General features: G+C 60.1%; 26 protein-coding genes. 15 read left to right on the top strand and 11 right to left on the bottom strand.

Translation table 11 applies throughout. The features are described 5' to 3' along the window. Positions 1-7: 7 nt before the first annotated feature. From AC07W5_RS22305 to AC07W5_RS22315, 3 genes are read right to left on the bottom strand one after another with little or no spacing between them, the layout of a single operon-like run. A complete protein-coding gene (locus tag AC07W5_RS22305; RefSeq protein WP_495012237.1) occupies positions 8-826 on the bottom strand; it encodes a segregation and condensation protein A in 819 nt (272 codons plus the stop codon). After that, entirely contained in the window at positions 827-1,456 is a 630-nt protein-coding gene (locus AC07W5_RS22310) for an L-threonylcarbamoyladenylate synthase (protein WP_494994265.1), read from the bottom strand. A gap of 13 nt (positions 1,457-1,469) precedes the next feature. Further along, the gene (locus tag AC07W5_RS22315; RefSeq protein ID WP_494994266.1) at positions 1,470-2,333 is read right to left on the bottom strand and encodes a PHP domain-containing protein; all 864 of its coding nucleotides are present in this window, start codon (positions 2,331-2,333) and stop codon (positions 1,470-1,472) included. Positions 2,334-2,420: 87 nt separating this feature from the next. On the opposite strand from AC07W5_RS22315, the gene AC07W5_RS22320 reads away from it, so the two are divergent. The 6 genes from AC07W5_RS22320 to AC07W5_RS22345 all read left to right on the top strand — a co-directional run bounded on the left by AC07W5_RS22320 (position 2,421) and on the right by AC07W5_RS22345 (position 6,679). After that, positions 2,421-3,017 carry a septation protein A gene (locus AC07W5_RS22320; RefSeq protein ID WP_494994267.1) on the top strand — a complete coding sequence of 199 codons (597 nt, stop codon included), beginning with the start codon at positions 2,421-2,423 and terminating at the stop codon, positions 3,015-3,017. Position 3,018: 1 nt separating this feature from the next. Then, complete coding sequence (locus AC07W5_RS22325; protein WP_495024342.1) at positions 3,019-3,318, top strand: YciI family protein; 300 nt, start codon at positions 3,019-3,021, stop codon at positions 3,316-3,318. Positions 3,319-3,428: 110 nt separating this feature from the next. Then, a complete protein-coding gene (locus tag AC07W5_RS22330; protein ID WP_495024343.1) occupies positions 3,429-3,839 on the top strand; it encodes an SH3 domain-containing protein in 411 nt (136 codons plus the stop codon). A 7-nt stretch (positions 3,840-3,846) separates the two neighbouring features. Further along, a complete protein-coding gene (locus AC07W5_RS22335) occupies positions 3,847-4,524 on the top strand; it encodes a response regulator transcription factor (protein ID WP_494994270.1) in 678 nt (225 codons plus the stop codon). A gap of 317 nt (positions 4,525-4,841) precedes the next feature. Next, positions 4,842-5,279: an LTXXQ domain protein gene (locus tag AC07W5_RS22340; protein WP_495024344.1), complete on the top strand. Its 438-nt coding sequence runs from the start codon at positions 4,842-4,844 to the stop codon at positions 5,277-5,279. Between the two features lie 65 nt (positions 5,280-5,344). Beyond that, a complete protein-coding gene (locus AC07W5_RS22345) occupies positions 5,345-6,679 on the top strand; it encodes a sensor histidine kinase (protein ID WP_494994272.1) in 1,335 nt (444 codons plus the stop codon). A gap of 116 nt (positions 6,680-6,795) precedes the next feature. On the opposite strand, the gene AC07W5_RS22350 is transcribed toward AC07W5_RS22345, so the two are convergent. Then, complete coding sequence (locus AC07W5_RS22350) at positions 6,796-7,362, bottom strand: nitroreductase family protein (protein WP_495012241.1); 567 nt, start codon at positions 7,360-7,362, stop codon at positions 6,796-6,798. Positions 7,363-7,523: 161 nt separating this feature from the next. Here AC07W5_RS22350 and AC07W5_RS22355 point away from each other — a divergent pair, with 161 nt between their 5' ends. Next, positions 7,524-8,978, top strand: coding sequence for a TrkH family potassium uptake protein (locus AC07W5_RS22355; RefSeq protein ID WP_495024345.1), 1,455 nt, complete (start codon positions 7,524-7,526; stop codon positions 8,976-8,978). Here AC07W5_RS22355 and AC07W5_RS22360 read toward each other — a convergent pair. Then, on the bottom strand, positions 8,935-9,996 hold the full coding sequence (locus tag AC07W5_RS22360) for an AraC family transcriptional regulator (RefSeq protein ID WP_495024346.1): 1,062 nt from the start codon (positions 9,994-9,996) through the stop codon (positions 8,935-8,937). The genes AC07W5_RS22355 and AC07W5_RS22360 overlap by 44 nt on opposite strands. A gap of 160 nt (positions 9,997-10,156) precedes the next feature. Between AC07W5_RS22360 and AC07W5_RS22365 the strand changes: the two genes are divergently transcribed. Continuing rightward, a complete protein-coding gene (locus tag AC07W5_RS22365; protein WP_494994276.1) occupies positions 10,157-10,468 on the top strand; it encodes an Mpo1-like protein in 312 nt (103 codons plus the stop codon). 100 nt (positions 10,469-10,568) lie between these two features. Beyond that, positions 10,569-11,159, top strand: a complete 591-nt coding sequence (locus AC07W5_RS22370; RefSeq protein WP_494994277.1) for an HD domain-containing protein — start codon at positions 10,569-10,571, stop codon at positions 11,157-11,159. Positions 11,160-11,212: 53 nt separating this feature from the next. Here AC07W5_RS22370 and AC07W5_RS22375 read toward each other — a convergent pair whose 3' ends face one another. Further along, entirely contained in the window at positions 11,213-12,034 is an 822-nt protein-coding gene (locus AC07W5_RS22375) for a UDP-2,3-diacylglucosamine diphosphatase (RefSeq protein WP_494994278.1), read from the bottom strand. Positions 12,035-12,168: 134 nt separating this feature from the next. Here AC07W5_RS22375 and AC07W5_RS22380 point away from each other — a divergent pair, with 134 nt between their 5' ends. Together AC07W5_RS22380 and AC07W5_RS22385 are read left to right on the top strand one after the other, a co-directional pair. Further along, positions 12,169-12,927, top strand: a complete 759-nt coding sequence (locus tag AC07W5_RS22380; RefSeq protein ID WP_495024347.1) for a helix-turn-helix transcriptional regulator — start codon at positions 12,169-12,171, stop codon at positions 12,925-12,927. 113 nt (positions 12,928-13,040) lie between these two features. Beyond that, on the top strand, positions 13,041-13,934 hold the full coding sequence (locus AC07W5_RS22385) for a DMT family transporter (RefSeq protein WP_495012244.1): 894 nt from the start codon (positions 13,041-13,043) through the stop codon (positions 13,932-13,934). Here the strand turns inward: AC07W5_RS22385 and AC07W5_RS22390 are convergent. From AC07W5_RS22390 to recQ, 4 genes are all read right to left on the bottom strand, one after another. Then, on the bottom strand, positions 13,928-14,215 hold the full coding sequence (locus AC07W5_RS22390) for an Rdx family protein (RefSeq protein WP_495024348.1): 288 nt from the start codon (positions 14,213-14,215) through the stop codon (positions 13,928-13,930). The two genes, AC07W5_RS22385 and AC07W5_RS22390, sit on opposite strands and share 7 nt — an antisense overlap. A 47-nt stretch (positions 14,216-14,262) precedes the next feature. Then, positions 14,263-15,480: a type IV pilus assembly protein FimV gene (locus tag AC07W5_RS22395; protein WP_495024349.1), complete on the bottom strand. Its 1,218-nt coding sequence runs from the start codon at positions 15,478-15,480 to the stop codon at positions 14,263-14,265. Between the two features lie 160 nt (positions 15,481-15,640). After that, positions 15,641-16,075 (bottom strand): MarR family transcriptional regulator, encoded by a 435-nt coding sequence (locus AC07W5_RS22400; RefSeq protein ID WP_494994283.1) that lies wholly within the window; start codon positions 16,073-16,075, stop codon positions 15,641-15,643. Positions 16,076-16,194: 119 nt separating this feature from the next. Then, positions 16,195-18,321: a DNA helicase RecQ gene (recQ, locus tag AC07W5_RS22405; protein WP_494994284.1), complete on the bottom strand. Its 2,127-nt coding sequence runs from the start codon at positions 18,319-18,321 to the stop codon at positions 16,195-16,197. Between the two features lie 446 nt (positions 18,322-18,767). Here recQ and AC07W5_RS22410 point away from each other — a divergent pair, with 446 nt between their 5' ends. The 4 genes from AC07W5_RS22410 (at position 18,768) to lapD (ending at position 22,094) form a co-directional block, all read left to right on the top strand. Beyond that, a complete protein-coding gene (locus AC07W5_RS22410; RefSeq protein ID WP_494994285.1) occupies positions 18,768-19,355 on the top strand; it encodes a UPF0149 family protein in 588 nt (195 codons plus the stop codon). A gap of 10 nt (positions 19,356-19,365) precedes the next feature. Further along, complete coding sequence (locus tag AC07W5_RS22415; protein WP_494994286.1) at positions 19,366-19,764, top strand: YbaN family protein; 399 nt, start codon at positions 19,366-19,368, stop codon at positions 19,762-19,764. 190 nt (positions 19,765-19,954) lie between these two features. After that, positions 19,955-20,131: a hypothetical protein gene (locus AC07W5_RS22420; RefSeq protein ID WP_495012247.1), complete on the top strand. Its 177-nt coding sequence runs from the start codon at positions 19,955-19,957 to the stop codon at positions 20,129-20,131. 22 nt (positions 20,132-20,153) lie between these two features. Next, the gene (lapD, locus tag AC07W5_RS22425) at positions 20,154-22,094 is read left to right on the top strand and encodes a cyclic di-GMP receptor LapD (protein WP_495024350.1); all 1,941 of its coding nucleotides are present in this window, start codon (positions 20,154-20,156) and stop codon (positions 22,092-22,094) included. Between the two features lie 272 nt (positions 22,095-22,366). Here lapD and AC07W5_RS22430 read toward each other — a convergent pair. Continuing rightward, positions 22,367-25,219: beta strand repeat-containing protein (locus tag AC07W5_RS22430; protein WP_495024351.1), on the bottom strand; the 2,853-nt coding region annotated here is incomplete at its 5' end.

Raw genomic sequence — 25,219 nt, forward strand, 5'->3', positions numbered from 1 at the left:
CGGCTCGTTATTCGGCTCGCGCCCGCACATGGATAGCCGTAAAAGGCTCATTCTGCACCAGCTCGACCAAAGATTCCTTGACCAGCTCGAGGATTGCCATAAAGGTCACCACCACACCCAGGCGGCCTTCTTCAGCGGTGAACAGCTCGACAAAGGGCACGAAGCCGCCGCCCTTGAGGCGTTCGAGCACATCACTCATGCGCTCACGGGTGGACAACGCCTCGCGGCTGACCTGATGGCTTTCGAACATATCGCCACGACGCAGGACTTCGGCCATGGACATCAGCAACTCTTCCAGGCTCACGTCCGGCAACAATTTGCGCGCCCGGGCTTCCGGGGCATCGAGCCTGGGCACCACCACATCGCGCCCTACCCGGCTCAACCCGTCGATGCCTTCTGCCGCGGCTTTGAAGCGTTCGTATTCCTGCAAGCGGCGGATCAGCTCGGCGCGCGGATCGTCTTCTTCCACCTCGATCTCACTAGACCGAGGCAGCAGCATCCGCGATTTGATCTCGGCGAGCATTGCCGCCATGACCAGGTACTCGGCGGCGAGCTCCAGGCGCACCGACTGCATCAACTCGACATAGCCCATATACTGGCGGGTGATTTCCGCCACCGGGATGTCAAGAATGTTGATGTTCTGTTTGCGGATCAGGTACAGCAGCAGGTCCAGCGGGCCTTCGAAGGCTTCGAGGAAAACCTCGAGCGCATCCGGCGGGATGTACAGGTCCAGCGGCATTTCCATGACCGCCTGGCCATAGACCATGGCGAACGGCAGTTCTTGCTGCGCTCCCGCCTGGCTGTCCACTGATTCGACTGCAGACATCTAGGCTTCGACCGTGAACGGCGCCGGGTCGCCGCAACCGACACGGATCACTTCAGGCTCGCCATCAGCCAGATTGATCACCGTGGACGCCTTGATGCCGCCGAAACCGCCATCGATGATCAGATCGACTTGATGCTCAAGCATTTGGCGCATCTCGTAAGGATCGCTCATTGGCTCAGTCTCACCGGGCATGATCAGCGTCACGCTCATCAGCGGCTCCCCCAGCTCTTCAAGCAACGCCAGGGCAATCGGATGGCTCGGCACCCGCAGACCGATGGTCCGCTTCTTGGGGTGCAGCAACAGGCGCGGGACTTCGCGGGTAGCGTTGAGAATGAACGTGTACGGGCCCGGCGTATGGGCCTTGAGCAAGCGAAAGGTACCGGTATCGATTTTGGCGAACAGCCCCAGTTGCGACAGGTCGCTGCAGATCAGCGCGAAGTTGTGCTTGTCGTCCAGTTGCCGCAAACGACGGACACGTTCGATGGCGTTCTTGTCGCCGATCTGGCAACCAATGGCGTAGGAGGAGTCAGTTGGATAGATCACCACCCCACCGGACCTGATGATCTCAACAGCCTGTTTGATCAGGCGCGCTTGCGGGTTTTCCGGATGAATCTGGAAAAATTGACTCACATTCTCTACCTGTTCAGACGGCGGCAATAATTGGGTCATGTTTGAACCGACACCAAAGCGGCGGCAGATCCTCCGGGAGCGGACGGTATTCGCCAATCTCGGACCAGCCTCCAGGTCCATGGAAATCACTGCCGGCGCTGACCAGCAGCCCAAATTCACGAGCCAGAATAGCCAGGCTGCCCACCTGCTCGGCGGGCTGATGGCCATTGACTACCTCAATCGCGTGGCCACCCGCTTGAATATAGTCGGCAATCAGGCGACGACGTTTGCTGCGAGTGAAATCGTAGTGCCAAGGATGTGCCAGGCTGACCCAGGCGCCCGCCGCACGCAGCGTCTCGACGGTTTCCTCCAGGGTCGGCCAATGCTGCTTGACGTCCCCCAGCTTGCCGGCGCCCAACCATTTGCGAAATGCCTCGGCGCGGTCCTTCACGAAACCGGCACGTACCAGGTAATCAGCGAAGTGCGGTCGAGCGGGTGCATTGCCGCTGTCCCCCAACTCCTGCTGAACCGCCCGGGCACCTTCCAGCGCTCCCGGCATGCCTTTGAGCGCAAGTTTGCGGCTGATTTCTTCGGACCTTAGCCAGCGACCGTGGTGCAACTTGCCGATGGCCTCGACCAAAGCCGGGGCATTAATGTCGAAACCATAGCCCAATACATGAATGGTCGCACCGCCCCAGGTACAGGACAGTTCGACACCGTTGATCAGTTGCATACCCAGCGCAACTGCTGCACTGCGGGCCTCTTCCAGGCCTTCGAGGGTGTCATGGTCGGTCAAGGCCAGGACTCGCACGCCTCTCTCGAACGCACGCGCAACCAGTGCCGCAGGCGCCAGGGCGCCATCGGAGGCCGTGCTATGGCAGTGCAAATCAACATTCACAGGACTCTGTAACCTCAAATCAGCTGGCGCTTTCGCGGCCTAAGATGTTTGTTATTATGCCGCCACATCCTGCTTCTGGCTGCCACTGTGAAACAATTCATCGACTTCATCCCGCTGTTCCTGTTTTTCATCGTCTACAAAATCGATCCTCGGGTCGTCGACATCGCCGGCCATGAGCTGACTGTAGGCGGTATTTACAGCGCCACCGCGATGCTGATCATCAGTTCACTGGTGGTTTACGGCACGTTGTTCGTTTCCCAGCGCAAGCTGGAAAAAAGCCAATGGCTGACGTTGATCGCCTGCCTGGTCTTCGGCAGCCTGACCCTCGCCTTCCACAGCGAAACCTTCCTCAAGTGGAAAGCCCCGGTGGTCAACTGGCTATTCGCCGTGGCTTTTGCCGGTAGCCATTTCATTGGTGACCGACTGCTGATCAAACGCATCATGGGCCACGCGCTGTCCTTGCCGGACCCGGTCTGGACCCGCCTGAACATTGCCTGGATCGCGTTTTTCCTGTTCTGTGGCGGTGCCAACCTGTTCGTGGCCTTTACCTTCCAGAGCTACTGGGTCGACTTCAAAGTCTTCGGCAGCCTGGGCATGACCCTGCTGTTCCTGGTCGGCCAGGGTATCTACCTGTCCCGCCACCTGCATGACGCCGACACCACCACTCCGAAAACCGAGGACTGACATGCTTTACGCAATTATTGCTACAGACGTCGCCAATTCCCTGGAAAATCGCCTGGCTGCACGCCCCGCGCATCTGGAGCGGCTGCAACAGCTGCAGGCCGAAGGTCGCGTGGTGCTGGCAGGTCCGCACCCGACCGTCGACAGTAATGATCCGGGCGCTGCAGGTTTTACCGGCAGCCTGATCGTCGCCCAGTTCGACTCGCTGACGGCCGCCCAAGCCTGGGCCGATGCCGATCCGTACATCGCGGCAGGCGTCTACGCCAGTGTTCTGGTCAAGCCATTCAAGCAAGTCCTGCCGTAAAGTGTCCCTTGCGCGGTGAATCCTGTCGGTTCATCGCGCGCTCAATCGCTCATTATTCTCGTTTAACGGCCGACAACTTGCCTAACACTCGATTGGAATCAGGAGTTCCGATGCGCCAAGGTCCGTTGTGTCTGCTGTTGGTCATGTTATCGATCGGGGTCCCTGCCCATGCCGAAGAACGCTCTGATTCGGGCAATTCAACGCCTCTGTCCCTGAGCGCCGGCAGTCAGATCACCGAGTTGCAGCAGCGTTTGAAAGAAAGCGAACGCCAGCGCGATGAGCTGAACAAACAATTGCAAAGTGCCGATGCCGAACGCGAGAGCGCCAAGCTGACCCGTCTGCACCAAGAGAACCAGCGCCTCAAGCTGCAACTCAAGGAAACCCAGGCCAGCTCGGTACCGCACCTGCTGACCGATCAGCAGCGGTGGTTCGTCACCGGTGCCGGAGTAGCGCTATTGGCCCTGCTCTGCGGTATCTTCGCCAGTGGCGGACGTAGACAACGTCGGCAATGGCTAAATTGAGTGAGTCATGAGCGACCTGTTACTGATAGATGATGACCAGGAGCTGTGTGAGCTCCTGACCAGTTGGCTGAGCCAGGAAGGCTTTCAGGTGCATGCCTGCCACGATGGCCTGAGCGCTCGCCGCGCCTTGGCCCAAGCCGCGCCAGCCGCCGTGGTGCTGGACGTGATGCTGCCTGACGGCAGCGGTCTGGAGCTGCTCAAGCAACTGCGCAACGATCATCCGGATTTGCCGGTGCTGATGCTCTCGGCCCGCGGCGAGCCGCTGGACCGCATTCTCGGTCTGGAATTGGGCGCTGACGATTACCTGGCCAAACCCTGCGATCCACGGGAGTTGACCGCCCGTTTGCGCGCCGTGCTGCGTCGCAGCCATCCGACGGCGGTGTCCAGCCAGCTCGAGCTGGGTGACCTGTGTTTCAGCCCGGTCCGTGGCGTAGTCAGTATCGATGAGCAGGAATTCACCCTGACCATCTCCGAGAGTCGCTTGCTTGAAGCACTGCTCAAGCAACCGGGCGAGCCGCTGGACAAACAGGAACTGGCGCAGATCGCTCTGGGACGCAAACTGACGCTATATGACCGCAGCCTGGACATGCACGTCAGCAACCTGCGCAAAAAGATCGGACCGCACCCTGATGGTCGTCCACGCATCGTTGCCCTGCGCAGCCGCGGCTACTACTACAGCCTGTAAGCCCGACACCATTTCCTGTAGCAGCTGCCGAGCCCGCGAGGCTGCGTTCGGCTGCGCAGCAGTCGTAAAAGCAAACAGCTCGGTCTTTCAGGTTGCCCGAGTTGTCCGGATCACGACTGCTTCGCAGCCGAACGCAGCCTTCGGCAGCTGCTACACAGGTCATGCTTCGTCAGGAAGAAATCGGCAAAGTACTGGATTTGTCAGATCCGCCCAAAAACATCTTTACCCAAGCTTTACGCTCCGCTGACCGCCGCTGACCTTGATCTCCGTAATCTGCACACATCCGGACTCACCGGAATCGAAACAGGAGATACACGATGCGCAAGACCCTTATCGCTCTGATGTTCGCGGCTGCCCTGCCGACCGTTGCCATGGCCATGCCAGAAGGCTCGGGCCCGATGGGTCCAATGGACGGCCCGCGCTACAGCGAGCACATGCACGGCAAAGGTCCGTACAGTCAACTGGACCTGAGTCGCGAACAGCGTCATCAGATTGGCAAAATCATGGGCGAACAGATGCGTGAGCGTCAGCACCTGATCGAAACCTACCTGGAAAAACTCTCGCCAGCCGATCAGAAAGCCTTGAAAGACGAAATGGCTGCCAGACACAAGAAGGCCGAAGCCGAGGTTCGCGCACTGCTGAAACCTGATCAGCAGAAGCAATTCGACGAGATTCAGAAAAAGCAGGCCGAGCGTCGCGCTGAATGGGCCGAATTCCAGGCCTGGAAAGCGCAACAAGCGAAAAAAGCGCAATAATGCGTTAGCGCTCATTTCCAGCCCAACGGTTCACGCCGTTGGGCTTTCTTTGTTGAGGACTTCCCGTGCGTTCATTGTTCTGGCGCATCCTAGCCAGCTTTTGGCTGGCTATCGCCTTGGTTGCAGGGCTTTCGATCCTGCTCGGGCACATGTTGAATCAGGACGCCTGGATCCTCAGCCGCCACCCCGGCCTCAATACCCTGGCCGAAGACTGGACACAGACCTTTGAGACCCAAGGCGAAGAGGCTGCGCAGGATATTCTTGAGCAACGCAAGCGCCAGTATCACATCGATGTCCAGGTGCTCAATGAAAGTGGCGACCCGGTGGTGCATGGCACCTTTCCACGTCGCGCGGCCGCCTTCGAAGCACGGCAAAACAATGATGACCGACGCCTGCCGTGGCGCCGGCTGACCGTCGAATACACCAGCCCGAAAACCGGTGATACCTACCTGCTGATCTACCGTATTCCGCACCCCGAGCTGAATGCCTGGCACCGTGAGAGCCTGCTTTGGCCGCTCAGCGCCTTGGGTATTGCATTGGTGGTGCTGACCTTATTCAGTCTGCTGGTCACTCTCTCCATCACCCGCCCCCTTAGCCGTTTGCGCGGCGCGGTGCACGACCTTGGCCAGACCACCTATCAACAAAACAGCCTGGCGAAACTGGCCAATCGTCGTGATGAGTTCGGCGTGCTGGCCAACGACTTCAACCGCATGGGCGCACGCCTGCAAAGCCTGATCGGCAGCCAGCGGCAATTGCTTCGCGATGTCTCCCACGAACTCCGTTCTCCACTGGCCCGACTGCGTATCGCCCTGGCATTGGCAGAGCGCGCCACCCCTGAAGAACGAGAAAAACTCTGGCCACGGCTGACCCGTGAGTGTGATCGCCTGGAAGCCTTGATCAGTGAAATTCTGGTGCTGGCACGGGTGGATGCCGACAACGCCAGCGCTGAAGAGATTGATCTCAATGGGCTGCTGAACAACCTGCAAAAAGACGCCTTGCTCAACTCAGCCGAGCAAAACGTGAGGATTGAGATGGAATCACAGCTGAGTCTCAAGGGTTGGCCAACGATGATCGAACGCGCCGTGGATAACCTGCTGCGTAACGCCCAGCGCTTCAATCCGGCAGGGCAGCCGATTGAAATGCTGGCGTTACGGCGAGGGGAAAGGATTGTCATCAGCGTGCGCGACCATGGGCCGGGCGTTGACGCTGAACATCTGAGCCAATTGGGTGAACCGTTCTACCGAGCGCCCGGCCAGACTGCTCCGGGGCATGGCCTCGGGCTGGCCATCGCCCGCCGGGCGGCGGAACGACATGGCGGTAATTTGATCCTGGCCAATCACCCGGAGGGCGGATTCATTGCCAGCCTGGATTTGCCGTTGGTGCCCGGGACGGTCGCGTAGATGATAGATGTCGTTCCCACGCTCCGCCTGGGAATGCAGCCCGTGACGCTCTGCGTCACAGAATGGACGCAGAGCGTCCAATGAGGCATTCCCACGCAGGAGCGTGGGAACGATCATCAGGTCCTGGCCGACCAGGCGCTGACAAACTCGGTGAGGTCTACCTTCGGTGCCGTACGCGGCTCATTCTGCGGTGTACCGAGGTACAGGAAGGCAATCACCTCTTCGCCCTCGGCCAACCCCAGGCCTTTGGCAACATGGGGCGAATAGGACAATTCACCGGTACGCCACACCGCGCCGATGCCTTGGGCATAGGCGGCCAGCAAAATACCGTGGGCGGCACAGCCGGCGGCCAGCAATTGCTCGGACTTCGGTACCTTGAAGTGATCCTGCAATCGCGCAATGACCACCACCACCAACGGCGCGCGCATCGGCATGGCGCGGGCCTTGTCCAACGCAGCCTGGGTCACGTCACCACCTTGCAACTGCGCCGCTTCGACCAGCAACTCGCCCAATTGCTCGCGTGCCGCGCCTTCGACCGTCAGAAAGCGCCATGGCCGTAGTTGGCCGTGATCCGGGGCCCGCGACGCAGCGCCAAACAGAACTTCGCGTTGCGCCGCTGTGGGCGCCGGGTCGAGCAAACGCGGCACGGAAACACGGTTGAGCAAAACGTCGAGAGCCTGCATCGGCTACCTCCTGAGAAAAATGTCCGGCCATTCTAGCGGTAACTGCCCAAGGTCTGCTGACGTTTGGTGACGGTCGCAACGGCGGTCCTGGGGAGGCCCGTTTACATGCCCTGCCCCGCAGGTAGAATGGCGCCCTTCCCTTATCAGCCCGAGCGGACCTCATGGCGTTGCCGACCTTACGGATTATCGGTTTCATTATCGGCATCTTCCTGATTACCCTGGCCATCAGCATGGTCGTACCGATGGCGACCCTGCTGATTTTCGAACGCACCAGCGATCTTCCATCGTTCCTCTGGGCCAGCATGATCACCTTTATCGCAGGCCTTGCGCTGGTGATTCCCGGACGTCCAGAGCACATTCACCTGCGCCCGCGGGACATGTACCTGCTCACCGTAACCAGCTGGGTGGTGGTCTGCGTCTTCGCCGCGCTGCCGTTCCTGCTGACCCAACACATCAGTTACACCGACTCGTTTTTCGAGAGTATGTCCGGCATCACTGCCACCGGTTCCACCGTGCTCAGCGGCCTGGACACCATGTCTCCCGGCATTCTGATCTGGCGCTCGCTGCTTCACTGGCTCGGCGGGATCGGCTTTATCGGTATGGCGGTGGCGATTCTGCCGTTGCTGCGCATCGGTGGCATGCGGTTGTTCCAGACCGAGTCCTCGGACCGCTCGCAAAAGGTCATGCCGCGCTCGCACATGGTGGCCCGACTGATCGTCGGCGCCTACGTCGGCATCACCATCCTTGGCAGCCTGGCGTTCTGGTTGGCCGGGATGAGCCCGTTCGACGCCGTCAACCATGCCATGTCAGCGATTTCCACCGGCGGTTTTTCGACCTCCGACCAATCCCTGGCCAAGTGGACTCAACCGGCGGTGCATTGGGTCGCGGTGGTGATCATGATCCTCGGCAGCCTGCCTTTTACCCTCTACGTTGCGACCTTGCGCGGCAATCGCCGGGCGTTGATCAAGGACCAGCAGGTTCAAGGCTTGCTCGGGATGTTACTCGTGACCTGGCTGGTGCTGGGCACCTGGTACTGGTGGACCACCAACCTGCACTGGCTGGACGCCTTGCGGCATGTGGCGCTGAACGTCACCTCGGTGGTCACCACCACCGGGTTTGCTCTGGGCGACTACAGCCTGTGGGGCAACTTCTCACTGATGCTGTTTTTCTATCTGGGGTTTGTCGGCGGTTGCTCCGGCTCGACCGCCGGCGGGATCAAGATCTTCCGTTTTCAGGTCGCCTACATCCTGCTCAAGGCCAACCTTAATCAGTTGATTCACCCGCGGGCAGTGATCAAACAGAAGTACAACGGTCATCGTCTCGACGAAGAAATCGTCCGCTCGATTCTGATGTTCTCGTTCTTCTTCGCCATCACCATCTGCGTGATCGCCCTGGCGCTGTCGCTGCTGGGCGTGGACTGGATGACCGCCCTGACCGGCGCGGCCAGCACCGTCTCCGGCGTTGGCCCGGGGCTGGGTGAGACCATCGGCCCGGCCGGCAATTTCGCCACGCTGCCGGATGCCGCCAAATGGATTCTTTCGCTCGGCATGCTGCTTGGTCGACTGGAAATCATCACCGTGTTCGTGCTGTGTATTCCGGCGTTTTGGCGTCATTGAGCAACGCCGGTGCCTCCAGCAGCCGCACCCGGTATTCACCGGGCGTGACATCGAACCAGCGACGAAAGGCCCGGAAGAAGTTACTCGGGTCGGCGAAACCCAGCAGATAGGCGATTTCCAGCAGGCTCATGGCTGGCTGCGCGAGATACTGCTCAGCCAGCTCGCGACGGGTGTCGTCAAGCAGTGTCTGGAAACTGGTGCCCTCTTCTTGTAAACGCCGTTGCAGAGTGCGCTGAGACAAGTGCAGAGTCTGCGCGACCGCTTCACGCTTGGGCTCGCCCTGGGGCAACAGGCGGCACAACACCTGCCGCGCCTTGTGCGTGACCCGACTTTCAGAGAACCGCGCCAGATACTCACCGGCAAACCGGTCATGCAGCAGAGCCATCGCCTCATTGGCCGTCGGTAGCGGTGCTTCCATGTCCGCCCGCTCGAAAATCAGCGCATCGTACGGCGCGTTAAACACCAACGGCGCGTGGAAGGCTTGTTTGTAGGGTTCGATATTGGCTGGCTGATCGCCTTCGACCAACACCTGGCGCGGCTGCAAGGTGCGCCCGGTCAGCCAGCCACATAATGCCAGCGCACAGGCCAGCGAGGCCTCGGCACTTTGCCGGGTCGGCGGCAGATGATCGCCATGCACGGTCAGAATCAGCGCATAGCCTTCGGGCAGAAGACGAAAGCTCAAGTCAGCGCTTTCGGCGATTATCCGTTGATAACGCACCAACCGCTGAAAGCCTTCGGCCAGGGTCCTACTGGACATCAAGGCGTAACCGGCCACGTGAAAGGATGCCGGGCGTACCACCTTGCCCATGTTCAAGCCGATCGCCGGATTGCCGGACAGCTCCACGGCTCGCTGCCAAAGCCGCGTCATGGAGTCCTGAGGGAATCGCGCATCCGGGTCGTCCAGAGCCGCGTAGTCGAGCCCCAATTGCTTGAACAATACACGGCAATCCAGACCGTCCATCTCCAGCGCTTCGACAATCCCCATCGCCCAGCTTGCAGAAGTCGTTCTTTCGCTCATGGCGTTTACTTGCATGATGAGCCGCATCCCACGGCTGATTTCAGAAGGATACTAAAGTGGCGCCTATTGTCACTGGCTGTTACCACTGATCACTCTAGACTCAAATAAACTCCCCGTAGGACATCTGGCCATCAGCACAATAACCACAGAGATCGCAGTCGTGGGAAACATCAAACGCTTCAACAGCTTTGCCCAGTTCTACCCCTACTATTTAAGTGAGCACCGAAACAGCACTTGCCGCCGGCTGCACTTCATCGGCACCAGCCTGGTCATTCTCATTCTGGCCTTTGCCATTGGCAAAAGTGCCTGGCTACTGTTGTGGGTGCTTCCCCTGGCCGGTTACAGCTTCGCCTGGGTTGGCCACTTCTTCTTTGAAAAAAACCGCCCTGCGACTTTCCAGCATCCGCTCTACAGCCTGCTCGGCGACTTTGTCATGTACCGCGACATGATCCTTGGCAAAGTGCCATTTTAGGCTCACCGGGTCATTAAGCCGTCCCGTGCAGCCAGTGCAGGATTGGATCCAATGCATACACTGAAAAGACATCCTTTCGAAAACATTAAGAGAATCGTCAATGAATGCCAACGCCCGCTTCACCCATATGCGAGATGGCACGCAGGATGACTGGGCGATCATCGCCGCAGACTTCAGTACCTATGCCAGGCAGCTGCCGACGCGAATCGTTGCGCATCTCAAGTTGCTTGAAGGCGACTTTGGCGGCTTCCCGGTAGATCGTCTGACCCACTCACTGCAAACCGCCAGCCGTGCCTGGCGTGATGGTCGTGACGAAGAATATGTGGTCTGTGCCCTGCTCCACGATATTGGCGACACCCTGGGGTCCTACAATCACCCGGACATCGCTGCGGCGATCCTCAAGCCCTTTGTCAGCGCCGAAAACCTGTGGATGGTGGAGAAACACGGTATTTTCCAGGGTTATTACTTCTTCCATTACCTGGGCATGGATCGACATTTGCGTGAGCAATTCAGCGAACATCCACAATACCGGCGAACCATCGAGTTCTGCGCCAGGTACGACGCTGCAGCCTTCGACCCGACTTACGACACCCTGCCCCTAAGCTTCTTCGAACCGATGCTGGAGCGCTTGTTTGCCCATCCGAAGAACTCGATCTACAAGGCGGCGATGAAACAGCACGCACCGGCGTGACCCCCTGAGCAAGCTTGCGATGACGCCAGGCCAGGCAACATATTCCTTGTGTCCTAACCTGGCTCCACCACCTTCACCAACCCGGCCTTGAGCTGCGCTTCTCGAGCCTGGGCGTCGGCCAACCGATACAGCTCGATCGAGCCATCCCAGTGCTCGATCAACGCGGTGCATGACTCCACCCAATCTCCGCAATTGAGGTATTCCACCTCGCCGACCTTGCGGATTTCAGCGTGGTGAATATGCCCGCAAACCACGCCGTGCAGGCCCCGCTTGGTGCATTCATGGGCGATGGCTTCTTCAAAGTCACTGATAAAACTGACCGCGGTTTTGACCTTGTGCTTGAGGTACGCCGACAACGACCAATAGCCGTAGCCATACCGTGCACGCCAGTGATTAAGCCAGCGGTTGAGGGTCAGGGTGAACTCATAGGCCGAGTCGCCCAGAAACGCCAACCAGCGGTGATAACGGGTAATCACGTCGAACTGATCGCCGTGGATCACCAACAATTGCCGGCCATCTGCGGTGACATGCACGGCCTCGTCCACCAACTGGATATTGCCCAGGATCAGTTTCGAATAACGCCGCAGGAACTCATCATGGTTACCGGTGACGTAGATCACTTCGGTACCGCGTTTACTCATGGTCAGCAACCGGCGAATGACATTGGTGTGTGCCTGGGGCCAGTACATGCCGCTGCGCAGCTTCCAGCCATCGATAATGTCGCCGACCAGGTAGACCCGGTCCGCATGGTAGCTCTTGAGAAACTGCGACAAATGTTCCGCCTGACAATCCCGGGTACCGAGATGTACATCGGAAATCCACAATGTGCGCACGCGTTGCTTACGACTGGGTTTGGCGAGCTCAGCGCTGGTCATGGACAACCTCTCCGGTATTTTTTGCGAGCTTGCGCCAGAGCGATTAATAGCCCATGACACTAATACGGCAGTCCGATGACAGCGAAAGCCCGGGCAGTACCGGTGTAAACTGCCGGTCTGCCAAGGAGACTGCGATGAGACCGATCCTCACGCTACGCCAATACACCCACGACTTGATTGTCCATAGCCATGAACACGCCCAATTGGTGTTCGGCCTGTCGGGCCAGCTCGACTTCGAGGTCGATGGCCACGGCAGCCGGGTGGTTCAGCAGAGCTTCGTGGTGGTCCCCTCGGATGCCCATCACACCTGTGGCAGTGCGAATGGCAGCCGCTGTCTGGTGCTGGACGTGCCAAGCGATCACTGGGTGACGCAATCTCTGGGCGAGCACGCCGATGCCAGCCGCCGCTTGCTCGACACCCCCGCTCGGCTGCCATTGAATGCCGGGCAAAGCCAATTGGTCAGCTGGCTGGCTGGCAGCCCGGTGAATGACCCATTGATTGCTCAGCAAGGTGCCGTTCTGTTACTGGCCAGCCTCAATAACGCCGCGCCGAACAGCGTCGGCGGTCGACGCTTGCCTTATGCCGCGTTGAACGCACATATCGATCAATACGCCGCGTACCCGTTGCAAGTCGCGGACCTGGCCCGCGTTGCCGGCCTCTCCAGCGCGCGCCTGCACGCACGATTTATCGCCGAATGCGGCCAGACGCCCATGGACTACATCCGTAGTCGCCGCCTGCACATCGCCGTGCGGCTGTTGCGCGAGTCCGGATTGCCGATCGGCGAAGTCGCCAACAAAGTCGGCTACAGCTCCCAGAGCGCGTTCGCTGCGGCGGTGATGCGTGAGTTCGGTGCCTCGCCCGGCAAATTGCGCCGCCAGGCTGTCGAACGCTAGGCCTGCGATAAAAGGCGCGAGGATCGCGACAGACAAACGTGAGAGTAGCGAGGTTCAATGTAGGGACAGCATCGCGCTATTGTCCCCGCTCAACACGTTTATCAAGGATTGCAATGACTCCGCGTACCGCCCTTGGCGCCCTGCATATCGGCGCACTGATGTTCGGCCTGACCGGCGTGTTCGGCAAACTCGCCGCCGCCACGCCTGCGATTATCGTCTTTGGCCGTGCCGCATTTGCGGTGATCGCGCTGGCTTTTTTTGCCCGTTTTGCCAGCAACACTCGCTGGCAGAAACTTGAGGCTGCCGACTGGCGTCGTCTTCTGCTCAGCGGCCTGTTGCTGGCGGGGCACTGGGTGAGCTTCTTTATCGCGGTGAAAGTGGCCGGTGTGGCAATTGCGACCCTGGGTTTTGCCAGTTTCCCGGCGTTTACCGTGATCCTTGAAGGGCTGATTTTCCGCGAGCGGATTCGCGCCAATGAAATCCTGCTGGTGGTGCTGGTGAGTGTCGGCCTGGTCCTGGTGACCCCGGACTTCGACCTCGCCAGTGAGGCTACTAGCGGGCTGCTCTGGGCGATGGGTTCGGGGTTGTTGTTCGCCCTGCTATCGCTGACTAACCGCGCCAGTTCGGGGCGAATCCCGGCGGTGCAGGCCGCGCTGTGCCAGAACGTGGTGGTCGCCCTGTGCCTGCTGCCGGTGGCTGCGCCAGGGCTGACCGAGGTTCGCGCCATTGACTGGCTGTGGATCGGTCTGCTCGGGGTGTTCTGCACCGGCGTCGCCCACAGCCTGTTCGTCGCCAGCCTCGCGGTGATCAAAGCGCGCACGGCTGCCGTGGTGTTTGCTCTGGAACCGGTCTATGGCATCACTGTTGCCTGGCTGTTGTTTGGTGAAAACCCGACCCTGCGCATGCTCATAGGCGGCGCCTTGATCATTGTCGCCATCGTGGTTTCCAGCAGCGTCTCAAGCGGCTCAAACAAAAAAACAGTGGTGGCTGAAGCAGCGTCTCACTGAGTTCGCTCGTTATGCCCGAGATCGCGCTCCGGATCGATCTGATCGCGAACCCGCTGCTTGAGTATTTTGGCCTCGGGAAAACCACCGTCAGCCTTGCGCTCCCAGATTTGAACGCCATTGCAGGTGATGTGGAAAATTCCGCCCGTGCCAGGTGCAAGGGAGACTTTACCCAGATCGTCGCTAAAAGTACTGAGCAGTTCCTGGGCCAGCCAGGCGGCGCGCAACAGCCATTGGCATTGCGTGCAGTAGGTGATGATGATTTCCGGTTTACTGGCAGTCATGGTGAGGCGAACTCCTGAACTCGATGGCGTCGTTATGATAACCGCCTTTAACGCTCGCCCCGAGATGTGCAAGTTATTGGCAACAGTTCGATGTCTTGCAGGGGGCTTGGGGCGAAGTCGGGCGACGTATCGGCGGCTGGTTTGTCGAGAGACGGCGGCGCGGCTTCAAACGGGCTGATCAAATCCCGGTCCGCGTCCATCGACAGGTCGTCCAGGTTCAGCCGGAACTCATCCAGTGCCGGGCTGCCCGATGCTTTGGCTTCGGACTCAGCGCTGGCAGCAACGTAAAGACTGCCCCGCTCCAGGACAACGGACGCTTCAGCGGATTCCAGGTGTGGTGCCACGGTTTTCTGCACCGTAGCCACGGAATTCGTTTCATGGTCCGCTTTTTCCGGCACGTGAGGGGCTATTTGGCTAGCGAGAGACTCACGGGCCACAGGCTGTATGGGTAACGGCTCAGGGGTTGCTTGAGCTTGATGCCGCTGACGGCGAACCCGCAATGCCAGCATTAACAGAGCTGACAGCAGCACCAACCCCGTCATCACCCACACGTTCGGTCCGCCGGGCTCTTCGGTCTGCGGAGCAACCAGTGGCAGGCTTGCTGCCGGCGGCACGGCAGGACTGGCAGAGCGCCTTTTGACCTCGGCCAACTGCCCGGAAGTGAATGCAGGCGACTCCTGAGACGGTGCCACGGCGGTTGATTGAGTGTCGTCTGCGGGTTCGGGCGACTTCGGCTGCACCGCTGTCGGTGGCCCGAGCGCAGCCACTTGCCGGGAGAGCGAAGCAGGTGACGGAGATGTCGCGGGTGCCCCTTGCCCGAACGCACTCCAGGGTACGATCCCCGGTGAGCCCGGTGGGTCGATCAGCAGGGTGTATTCACGCAGCAAACGCCCATTGGGCTGATTCACTTGTACCAGAAAGTTCAGGAAAGGCTCGTTGACCGGTTTGCTCGAAACCACCCGAATCGCGCTGCGGTTGCCGTGCAGGATCAGGCTGAAACTCAAGTCATTGAGGAAGAACTCCCGCTCGATCCCGGCGCGGCTGAACTCTTCGGCCGTCGCCAGGCTCACGGACAATTGGCCTTCAACCAGATCACCCGGCTCCACCAGCGCAATCTCGGCATTGAGCGGTTGGTTCAACGCCGAATGCAGCGTGATATCGCCCAACCCCAGCGCCGGGGCCAATGCCGAGTAACACAAGGCACCGCACGCTGCTAACAGCGAGCGGATGTTGAAAAAGCGGGGCTTTTTTTCAGATGAGTTCAATCTGACTGGACAGCGCAATGCGGACTGCAAACTCTCGAGCATGAGCATCCTTTGGATAACCGAAACCAACCTGCGGGCGTTCATGCGTCCTGCACAAACACGGCTATCTCTTATAGTCCGCCAAGCACTGAATCTCAAAAGTCTGCGGGGTTGTAATACCTCAAGATTTTTCCAGATTGGCCAGAATGCGCCCGTGAACCCGCATGCACACGCGCAATTCTTCTTCGTCGACACCGACGAAAAGCTCGTGGCGCAACGCGGTGGCGATGGTTTCAATTTGCTCGATCAATGGCCGGGCCGAAGCACAAAGGACAATCTTTTTCGCCCGGCGGTCTTCAGCAACCGATTGTCGCTGCACCAGCCCCTGAGTTTCCAGACTGTCGAGCAACCGCGCCAGTGTTGGCCCCTCGACGCCCACGCTTTGGGCCAACTCACGTTGAGTCGGCGCCTCGTCAAAACGGGCGAGATGCAGCAGCACCAGCCAACGGGCCTGGGACAAGCCAAGCCCGGCCAGACGGCGATCCAGTTCGGCACGCCAGCCTCGAGACATCTGCGCCAACTGCATGCCAAAACGGTGTTGATCGGTTAACGGCATAAAAAACTCATGATTAGACTGAAATAGGGCGAAACTAATTATTAGTCAGCTAAGCATGCCCCCTGCCCCGAGGCAAGACATGCTATGTACTGAATCGTTACATCTATAAACCAGACCACTCAAATCTCGAATTCCGACTGCAAGGCCGCACGCACGCAGTACAGAACGCCTTCGGGAACGCGCCCGGCAAACAGCTCGATCACCTCTGCGGCAGGCGGTAGCTCGCCCTCGCCGTCAAGGAACGCGTCCTGTATTTCACCCAGCAAGTCCTCCGGCAGATCCAGCGCCTGCTCAAGCGATAGCTGCTGCTTGCCAATGGCCTCGGCGAGCAAGGTGTAGACGTTCTTTTCCGAGCACTGCAATTGACCGGCGATCTGCATCGGCGTCATGCCGGCGCGGGCCAGGGTGATCAGCTCGTGACGGATATCGGCGACCACTTTCGGCGCCTCGGCCTGACCGCCCAACACTTCAAGGAACGCCTCGCCGTAACGTTCCAGTTTGCGCGCACCGACGCCGCTGACCCTGGCCATTTCCGACAAGGAGCCTGGCTGGCTGCGGAGCATTTCCAGCAACGTTGAATCGGGAAAAATGACGTACGGTGGCACGCCATGTTCTTCGGCCAGTTTGCGCCGCAGGGCCCGCAACGCTTCCCACTGCTCGCGCTCTTCGCCACGCACCAGTTGGCTGGCCTGGCTGGTACTGCTTTTCGCGGTCGTCTGCGGTTTGAGATCGCGGCGCAACTCCAGTGTGACTTCGCCCTTGAGCAACGGCCGGCAACTGTCGCTCAAGCGGAGGCCGCCGTAGCCTTCCAGATCGATGTCCGCCAGACCTCGAGCCACCAGCTGTCGGAACAGAGAGCGCCATTCGCCCTCGGTCCGCGCCTTGCCTACACCAAACACCGAAAGATGTTGATGACCGAAGCTGCGTACCTTGTCGTTGTCTTTGCCCAGCAGCACGTCCACCAGATGCCCGACACCATAACGCTGGCCGGTGCGGTAGATCGCCGAGAGCGCCTGACGCGCCGGCTCGGTGGCGTCCCAGGTCTGGACACCGTCAACGCAGTTATCGCAGTGACCGCACGGTTGCGGCATGTCTTCGTCGAAATACGCCAGCAGGGTCTGGCGCCGGCAACGGGTCTCTTCACAGAGTGCCAGCATGGCGTCGAGCTTGTGCTGTTCCAGACGCTTGTGGCGCTCATCGCCTTCGGAGTTTTGCAGCATCTGCTTGAGCATCAGCACGTCTTGCAGGCCGTAGGCCATCCAGGCGTCTGCGGGTAAACCGTCGCGACCGGCGCGACCGGTTTCCTGGTAATAGGCCTCCAGGGACTTGGGCAAGTCGAGGTGCGCAACAAAACGCACGTTCGGCTTGTCGATGCCCATACCGAAGGCGATGGTGGCAACCATGATCAGGCCTTCCTCATTGAGGAAGCGCTTCTGGTTGAAGGCACGCGTCTCGTTGGGTAACCCGGCGTGATACCCCAGGGCCGGAAAGCCTTGCTCGCACAGGAACGCAGCGACTTCGTCGACTTTTTTGCGCGACAGGCAGTAGACAATGCCCGCATCGCTACGGCGCTCGGACAGGAACGCCAACAACTGCTTGCGCGGCTGCTCCTTGGGCACGATGCGGTAGAAAATGTTCGGTCGGTCGAAACTCGATAAAAAACGTTCGGCGTCCTGCAGATACAGGCGATTGACGATTTCTTCGCGAGTACGCTTGTCGGCGGTAGCGGTCAGGGCGATGCGCGGCACATTGGGGAACAATTCCGCCAACTGCCCCAGTTGCAGGTATTCCGGACGGAAGTCATGGCCCCATTGAGAGACGCAGTGCGCTTCGTCGATGGCGAACAGGGCGATGTCCAGGTTCTGCAGGAACGCCAGCATCCGCGGCTGTACCAGGCGCTCGGGCGCGAGATAGAGCATCTTTACTTCGCCACGTTTGATTCGCGCCGCCAGATCGCGCTGCTGCTCGGCGCTCAGGGTCGAGTTCAAGGCGGCTGCGGCAACGCCCAGCTCTTCCAGGGTCGCGACCTGATCGTCCATCAGTGCGATCAACGGCGACACCACCACCGCCAGACCTTCACGCAGCAGCGCCGGGACCTGAAAACACAACGACTTGCCACCGCCGGTAGGCATCAGCACCAGAGCATCGCCGCCACTGGCCACGCGCTCAATGATCGCACCCTGACGGCCACGAAAACTGTCGTAGCCGAAGATGTCCTTGAGGACGCGCTGAGCCTGTTCGAGCATGAAAAACTCCAAATATCGCCGAATATCCCTGCGCGCAGGCTGGATGAAAACGTCACGGTCTTCACGGACAAATCCGTAAGCGGACTTTTCCTGATCCGTCGCAACACCTGCAGGGCATTACAAAACGCGGCAGTATACCCGAGCGATCCAGGGCAAAGGGCGCCAGTGACGAATAGCCGCCCGATCAGGCTCGCCCCCTTCCTCGTAGCAGCTGGCGAAGCCTGCGTTCGGCGGCGAAGCCGTCGCAAAATCGGGCTGTGGGGTGCTTCAGGCGGACCAAGTCGCCAGGGTTTACGGCCACTGCACGGTCGAACGCAGGCTTCGCCAGCTGCTACGGACCGCGTTAAGGCGTGTTTTGAATGCAGGCAATCGGCCCTGCGACTGGCCTGAGCGCTCAAGAAGGCCTAGAATTCAGCATCGTATATTTCCCCCAAGGTAGCCCTTCAATGTCCTTCGCTGAGCAACTAACCCGCCTGCAAGCCTTCCTCGACGCCGACGAGCTGCATGACGAGGCGCTGGACTATGTGGCCGCCCACGGTTACATGACTGCGCTATCGATCTGCTCCGAGATCGTTCCCGACCGTGAGTGGATCGACGCTCTGTTCGCCGAAGAGCCGCATTACCGCGACGCCGCCCAGCGTGAGGAGATCGAAGCTACCCTGCTGCTGCTCAAGGCGCACATCGCCCGTCAGCTGGCCTCCGATGAAGAATTCGAGCTGCCGTGTGACCTCGATCTCGGCGACGATCCGGACGACTCTGACCTGCGCGGTTGGTGCATCGGCTTCATGGAAGGCGTGTTCCTGCGCGAAGCGGCCTGGTTCGAAACCGCCGAGGACGAAGTCAGTGAAATGCTCCTGCCGATCATGGTCGGCTCCGGCCTGTTCGACGAACAGCCTGAGTTCTCCGATATCGCCAGCGATGCCAACCTGATGGACGACATGATCGTACAGATCCCTGAAGCCCTGACCGCGTTGTACCTGCTGTGCAACGCACCGGACGAAAAACCGGCCATTCTCAAGCCTCGTCACCACTGAGTTGCTGCCTATGGCGGCCAACTCCATAGGCAATCGCCCCCTGATACTGCGTTACGTTCTGCTGGCCATCGGCTGGCTGAGCGTCGCTTTGGGGGTGATCGGGATTTTCCTGCCCGTGTTGCCCACCACCCCCTTTCTGCTGCTGGCGGCCGCCTGTTTCGCCCGCAGTTCGCCGCGCTTCTATCAATGGCTGGTTGAGCATCCACGGCTTGGCCCATGGATCCGCGACTACCTCGACGGCAACGGCATCCCGCTCAAGGGCAAGGTTTACGCCATCGGCCTGATGTGGGCGAGCATTGGCCTGTCCTGCGTGCTCGTCCCCCTGCCTTGGGCCCGTGGCTTCATGCTGACCAGCGCGGTATTGGTGACGGTTTATATCCTTCGGCAGAAAACCCTGAACAGGTCTTGATACTCGAGCGTTTCCGGCTGCGCTCTTTTTTCGCCACAAACCATTCTCACATCGACCGACAATCTGCCTGATCTTTCATAAAACACCGCCTAGACTTCAGAAATCTGCACTTGAGCAGCCAGACATGTCCCGTCGTCCGCGTAGTCCAGGATGGTCAACGCTCCGACTTCGGCTCGGCGGATGGCCGGTTGTGTCGGTTTTTTTGCTGACCGGCCGAGGCAATGTCCGGGCAAACCGGGATTTTGCGCTGTTCCTGCAAACCGCTGAGCAACACTATGGCCCCTCGGCCCGTCCAGCCTCACAACGCGAAGACCCGCTTTCGGTGTACACCTTCAATGCCGAAGGTTTTGTCGTGGGTGAAGGCTAACGCCGCCAACAAGGAGCGCTTCATGTCGCTACTCAAACAGTTGTTTCTCGCCATCTGCCTGTTCCTGCTGGTGGCGTTGAGCGGCAGTTTTTTTGTCAGCCTGGAGACCTCGCGTGAGCAAATGCTCAGCCAGTTACGCTCCCACGCCCAGGATGCCGCCACGGCGCTGGGGCTATCGTTGACCACGCAACTCGACGATCCGGCAATGATTGAACTGATGGTCAGTTCGATCTTCGATAGCGGTTACTTCTCCAGCATCCGGGTGGTGACCATCGAGAATGAAAAAGTGCTGGTGGAGCGCAGTACACCGACCGTTGCCGAGGACATACCCGACTGGTTCGTGCATCTGGTGGACTTGCATCCTCAAGGAGGCGACGCGCTGATCATGCGCGGCTGGGAGCAGGCCGCACGGGTCGAAGTACAGAGCAATCCACAGTTCGCCCTGGCCAGGCTCTGGGACAGTACCCTCGGCAGCCTGGTCTGGTTGCTGCTGTGCGGGTTGCTCAGCACAGTGTTCGGCGGCTGGCTGCTGCGCCGGCAATTGCGTCCGCTCGACAGCATGGTCAAGCAGGCCGAAGCCATCAGTAAACGCGAGTTCCTCAGTTTGCCGAAACTCCCCCGCACGTCGGAGCTCAAGCGCGTGGTGCTGGCCATGAATCAGATGGTTGAAAAACTCAAAGGCCTGTTTGCCGAAGAAGCCGCACGCAGTGAAAAATTATGGGCCGAGTCCTTTCAGGACAGCCTCACCGGGCTGGCCAACCGGCGCCTGCTGGATGAACAACTCGCCGAACAGCTACTGGTCACCGAACAGAGCAGCGATGGTCACCTGTTGATGTTACGAGTCAACGATTTGACCGGCCTGAACCAACGTCTGGGTGGCCAACGCACCGACGCCTTGATCAGACTGATCGGCGACTTGCTCAAACGCATGATCCAACAAGCAGATCGCCGCCACTGGCTGGCGGCGCGCAACCGTGGCGGCGAATTCAGCCTGTTAGCCCCCGGTCTGGACAGCAAAGACGCCGCACGCCTGGCCGGCGAGATCAGTGCGACCCTGGAAAACCTGCGCCTCACCGGCTCCAGCGACTGCATGCCAGTTGCACACCTGGGTATCGTCGCTTATCAACCGGGCGACTCCGTAAGCACGGTGTTGCTGCATCTCGATCAGGCGCTGGCCCAAGCCCGGCAACATCCGGAACGGCCCTGGGTGCATCTGGCAAGTTTCGATGGCGCGCCCGGGCAGACTCAGCACGATTGGCGTAACTGGATCGACGATGCCCTCAGCTACGACAAAATGCAGCTGTACTTCCAACCGGTGGTGCAGTGTGCCGATACCAGCCAGGTGCTGCATCACAAGGTACTGGCCCGCTTGCTCGACCCGCAGGGCGAAGCAATTGCCGCCGGGCATTTCCTGCCATGGATCGAGCGTTTGGGCTGGTCGGCGCGTTTCGACCTGGCAATGCTCGAACACACCCTGGACTACCTCGCCGAACACCCTTGGCCGCTGGCGTTAAGTCTTTCCGGGAGCACCCTGCTTGATGCACCACACCTGCAACAAATCCTGGCCCTGCTCGAAGGCCTGCCCGATCTCGCGCCGCTGCTGACTCTGGAAATCGACGAGCGCCAACTGCCACCACCGGACAAACTGCAGCAACTGTGCGAAAGCATTCAGGACACCGGCTACCGGATCGGCCTGCAGCACTTTGGCGGCAACTTCAGCCAGATCGGCAACCTCAGTTACCTCGGTCTGGCCTACCTGAAAATCGACGGCAGCTACATCCGCGCCATCGACCAGCAGAGCGACAAACGCCTGTTCATCGAAGCCGTTTTCCGCGCGACCAACAGCATCGACCTGCCGCTGATTGCCGAGATGGTCGAGACCCAAGGGGAGCTTGAAGTCATCAGAGAGTTGGGGGTGTTTGGGGTGATGGGAAGATTGATCGGACCGCCAGAGCCGATGTAGGTGATGTTCTGGGCGTGCTGTGTGCTATGCGCCGGCTGCGCAGTTCAGGTCAGGCCCTGTCATATCAAGTTTTGCCGTCGTGGCGTTGTTCGAAAGTGTCGCGTGCTAACCGTTCGACGCGAGCGTTGCGGGCGCCGATGGGTAGGCGGGCTTCTTCAAAATCCAACAGACGCGCCAGCGCCGGGCGGCGCATCTGGTGTTCGAGCGCTGCGTGAATCGGCAGGCCCAGCCCCGCTTCACAGTTTGCCGCCGGTCAGCTCCAGCCCAGCGTGTCAGGCCGTCAGCGTATGGTCGGCATCCCCGAACCAGATACGCACGAGATCGGCGCCAGTCGTGCCAGCGTTGGCGAGGACCGCCACATCGGTGAAATGCGCACCATTGGCTGCGCCATCGGTATCCACCTTCACGGTGATGTCGCTGCCGGATTTCACCAGTTGGACGAAGTCGGACGCCTGGCTGCTGCCGCTAACGAAGTTGGCTTTGAGCAGCGCGGAGAGGTCGAGCGCGTCACCTTCGGCGAAGTTATAGTCAAGGATGGTGTCGCCGCCGTCATTCGGGCTGAGGTAGGCGAACACATCGGCTCCCGCGCCACCGCTGAGAGTGTCCGCCCCGCCACGACCCGCGAGGATGTCGTTGCCGTCGCCGCCATTGAGCACGTCCGCGAGCATGCTGCCCACCTGTGTGCCGCTGGATGCGCCGTGGTAATCGACCAGGGTACCGGCCTCGCCGCCGGCGGTGACCTGGAAGTCGGCCACCGAGTAGTGCCCCAGCAGGTTCACCTCGGCCCGGTGTACGCCGTCGTCCACCGTCAGCAGGCCGCCGGAGCCAAGGGCGTTGGCGCTGTAGCTGAGCTGGGTGTTGGCGCCGAAGGCGAGATCGCCGAACATCAGCGAGTCATTGCTTTCGAGTCCGAGAATGCCAACCAGCGAGTCGGCATCCGCGGCGTGCTCCACGATCAGCGTGCCCGCACCTTCGCCGTGGAAGGCGACGGACGCGTGGGCAGTGCCGGCGAAGGTCAGGCTGGCATCGCCGTCGATGGTGGCGCTGCCGTCGCCGGTCACGTCGGCCAGCAGGCGCAGGTCGCCACCATTGGCCCACAAATGGCCGGAGCTATCGATTGCGCTGGCCACCGTCATGCCACCCGCGCCCGTGGATTCCAGCACGCCGCTGTTGACTATGGTGTGGGTACCAGTGTCGAGCACCAGGCTGTTCAGCCCGTCGGCCTGGATCAGACCCGCATTGACCAGCACCATCTGCCCGGCGCCCAACTGGCCGGCGCCGGAAATGTGGTTGTCGGAATTGGTCAGCACGGTGTCGGCGCTGCCACCGAAAATCACGTTGTGCGCGCTGTCGGATAACAGCACTTGGCCGCCACCGGTCAAGGTCGCGCCACGGAAGAGGATTTCCAGGTTGGTTTCGCTGCCGGTGGAGCCGAGCTCGATGGTGCCGCTGTTATGGATGCTGCCACCGAACGGCATGATCGCCCCGTTGGCGATGCTGATGGTGCCGGTATTGGTGGTGAGCGGGTCCACATCGAACTGGAAATTCGCTTCACTCAAGCCCGCCGCATCGATACCTTTCAGGGTGATCGTCTGGCCGGAGCCTATGCTGACCAGCGCATTGCCGTGTGCGTCGTTAGCGATACTCAAGTCAGCAAAGCCGGTGACGCCCGCGAAGCCGATCAAGTCGATCTTGTCTGCCGCCGCATCGAAGCTGTGGATGACGTTGTTGTCGATCGGATGGGCGAAGATGAAGGTGTCGGCACCGGACGAGCCGGTCAGGTTGTCGTCGGTAGACAAGGCGAAGATCGGCGAGCCGGGGGCGTAGGCTTCGACGTTGTCGGAAACGATATAACTGCTTGTGCTGCCGTCCGCATTGGTCCATCCGTAGGTTACTGTGAGCTCCATCGCACCGGCATAGGTGGATGGCGTCATGACCGTCAGTGCCGAAGGGTCGCTGGTCTGTATCGTCCAACTGCCGTCACCGTTGTTGGTTCCGGCACTCAGCACCCAGTTTATCGGAACCCCGCTCACTGTGTAGGTAATGACGTCGGAGGTGTCGGGCGTGGGATCGGTCAGTGCCAGATTGATAGCCTCGCCGGCTACGCCAGCCGGAGCTGTCACATGGGTTGTGACGGTGTGCAAGAGGCTATTTGCCGCTCCATCGTTGATCACCACGTTCACGATTCGGTCGGTAGTGCTGTGGCTTCCGGTCTTGGTGTCGGTGTACTGAACGCCTTTGAGGATAGTCTGGTAGGTGGCCTGGCTAGCCGAGCCAGTGATCGTCAGTGTATAGATCCCATTGTTTGCACCACTGGCAACACCGGTCACCGTCAAACCCGTAGCAGCGGTCGATGCCGGCGCGTTCAGGGAGAGTATTTCCCTGACGTTCGCATTGGTGCTGTCCACAGCGTTCGTCAACGTAACAGTCATTGACGACAGGTTCGGCGAGTCGACATCGGTGACCGTCGCCGACGGCGTAATCAACAACTGCGAGATGCCTGTTGGATAGTTCGCCGTTGCGTCATTGCCCGCGCCGCCACCATTCAAGTCCACTATCGGCGCGTCATTGACTGCCGCCACCGTGACGGTCGTCGTTGTGATGTTGCTCGCGTGGTTAGCCGCAGAGCCGTCATCCACTTGGAAGCTAATCGTGCGCGGTGCCGTCGACGGGTTGTCGCTGCTGTCGGAGTAGGTCACCGAGCGTAGCGCGGCTTGATAGTTCGCCACCGACGACGTCCCGCTTAGTGTCAGCACGCCGGTGCTTGCGCTGTAGCTGCCGCTGATGCCGTTCTGGTTGGTGAACCCGAGTACGTCCTCGCCCGAGGCAAAGTTGCTGGTGATCGATACCGTAGCGCCCGTTAGGTTGCTACTGTCGACATCGGTGACCGTCAGCACCGAGTTGATCGCCGTCGCTGCCTGGTTCTCTGTGTACGACAGAGAACCACCTGCCGTCATTACCGGCGCGTCGTTGGTGCCGGTGATCGTGACGTCCACCGTGGAACTCGAGAGTGCCCCGTACTGATCCTGCATCTGGTAGCTGAGGGTCACGTGCTCGACCACGCCTTGCGCCAGGTGATCGAAATCGCTCCCCGGGTTGAACACCAGCTGGTTGCCGACCACGCT

It is taken from the genome of Pseudomonas sp. GW821-FHT01E05, from assembly GCF_059422425.1.

What these genes read in the sequence shown, in the direction of transcription:
- AC07W5_RS22305 (WP_495012237.1), bottom strand. Translation starts at nt 826, where the DNA reads ATGTCTGCAGTCGAATCAGTGGACAGCCAGGCGGGAGCGCAGCAAGAA.
- AC07W5_RS22325 (WP_495024342.1), top strand. Translation starts at nt 3,019, where the DNA reads ATGCTTTACGCAATTATTGCTACAGACGTCGCCAATTCCCTGGAAAAT.
- AC07W5_RS22330 (WP_495024343.1), top strand. Translation starts at nt 3,429, where the DNA reads ATGCGCCAAGGTCCGTTGTGTCTGCTGTTGGTCATGTTATCGATCGGG.
- AC07W5_RS22335 (WP_494994270.1), top strand. Translation starts at nt 3,847, where the DNA reads ATGAGCGACCTGTTACTGATAGATGATGACCAGGAGCTGTGTGAGCTC.
- AC07W5_RS22340 (WP_495024344.1), top strand. Translation starts at nt 4,842, where the DNA reads ATGCGCAAGACCCTTATCGCTCTGATGTTCGCGGCTGCCCTGCCGACC.
- AC07W5_RS22350 (WP_495012241.1), bottom strand. Translation starts at nt 7,362, where the DNA reads ATGCAGGCTCTCGACGTTTTGCTCAACCGTGTTTCCGTGCCGCGTTTG.
- AC07W5_RS22355 (WP_495024345.1), top strand. Translation starts at nt 7,524, where the DNA reads ATGGCGTTGCCGACCTTACGGATTATCGGTTTCATTATCGGCATCTTC.
- AC07W5_RS22360 (WP_495024346.1), bottom strand. Translation starts at nt 9,996, where the DNA reads ATGAGCGAAAGAACGACTTCTGCAAGCTGGGCGATGGGGATTGTCGAA.
- AC07W5_RS22370 (WP_494994277.1), top strand. Translation starts at nt 10,569, where the DNA reads ATGAATGCCAACGCCCGCTTCACCCATATGCGAGATGGCACGCAGGAT.
- AC07W5_RS22375 (WP_494994278.1), bottom strand. Translation starts at nt 12,034, where the DNA reads ATGACCAGCGCTGAGCTCGCCAAACCCAGTCGTAAGCAACGCGTGCGC.
- AC07W5_RS22380 (WP_495024347.1), top strand. Translation starts at nt 12,169, where the DNA reads ATGAGACCGATCCTCACGCTACGCCAATACACCCACGACTTGATTGTC.
- AC07W5_RS22385 (WP_495012244.1), top strand. Translation starts at nt 13,041, where the DNA reads ATGACTCCGCGTACCGCCCTTGGCGCCCTGCATATCGGCGCACTGATG.
- AC07W5_RS22390 (WP_495024348.1), bottom strand. Translation starts at nt 14,215, where the DNA reads ATGACTGCCAGTAAACCGGAAATCATCATCACCTACTGCACGCAATGC.
- AC07W5_RS22400 (WP_494994283.1), bottom strand. Translation starts at nt 16,075, where the DNA reads ATGCCGTTAACCGATCAACACCGTTTTGGCATGCAGTTGGCGCAGATG.
- recQ (WP_494994284.1), bottom strand. Translation starts at nt 18,321, where the DNA reads ATGCTCGAACAGGCTCAGCGCGTCCTCAAGGACATCTTCGGCTACGAC.
- AC07W5_RS22410 (WP_494994285.1), top strand. Translation starts at nt 18,768, where the DNA reads ATGTCCTTCGCTGAGCAACTAACCCGCCTGCAAGCCTTCCTCGACGCC.
- AC07W5_RS22415 (WP_494994286.1), top strand. Translation starts at nt 19,366, where the DNA reads ATGGCGGCCAACTCCATAGGCAATCGCCCCCTGATACTGCGTTACGTT.
- lapD (WP_495024350.1), top strand. Translation starts at nt 20,154, where the DNA reads ATGTCGCTACTCAAACAGTTGTTTCTCGCCATCTGCCTGTTCCTGCTG.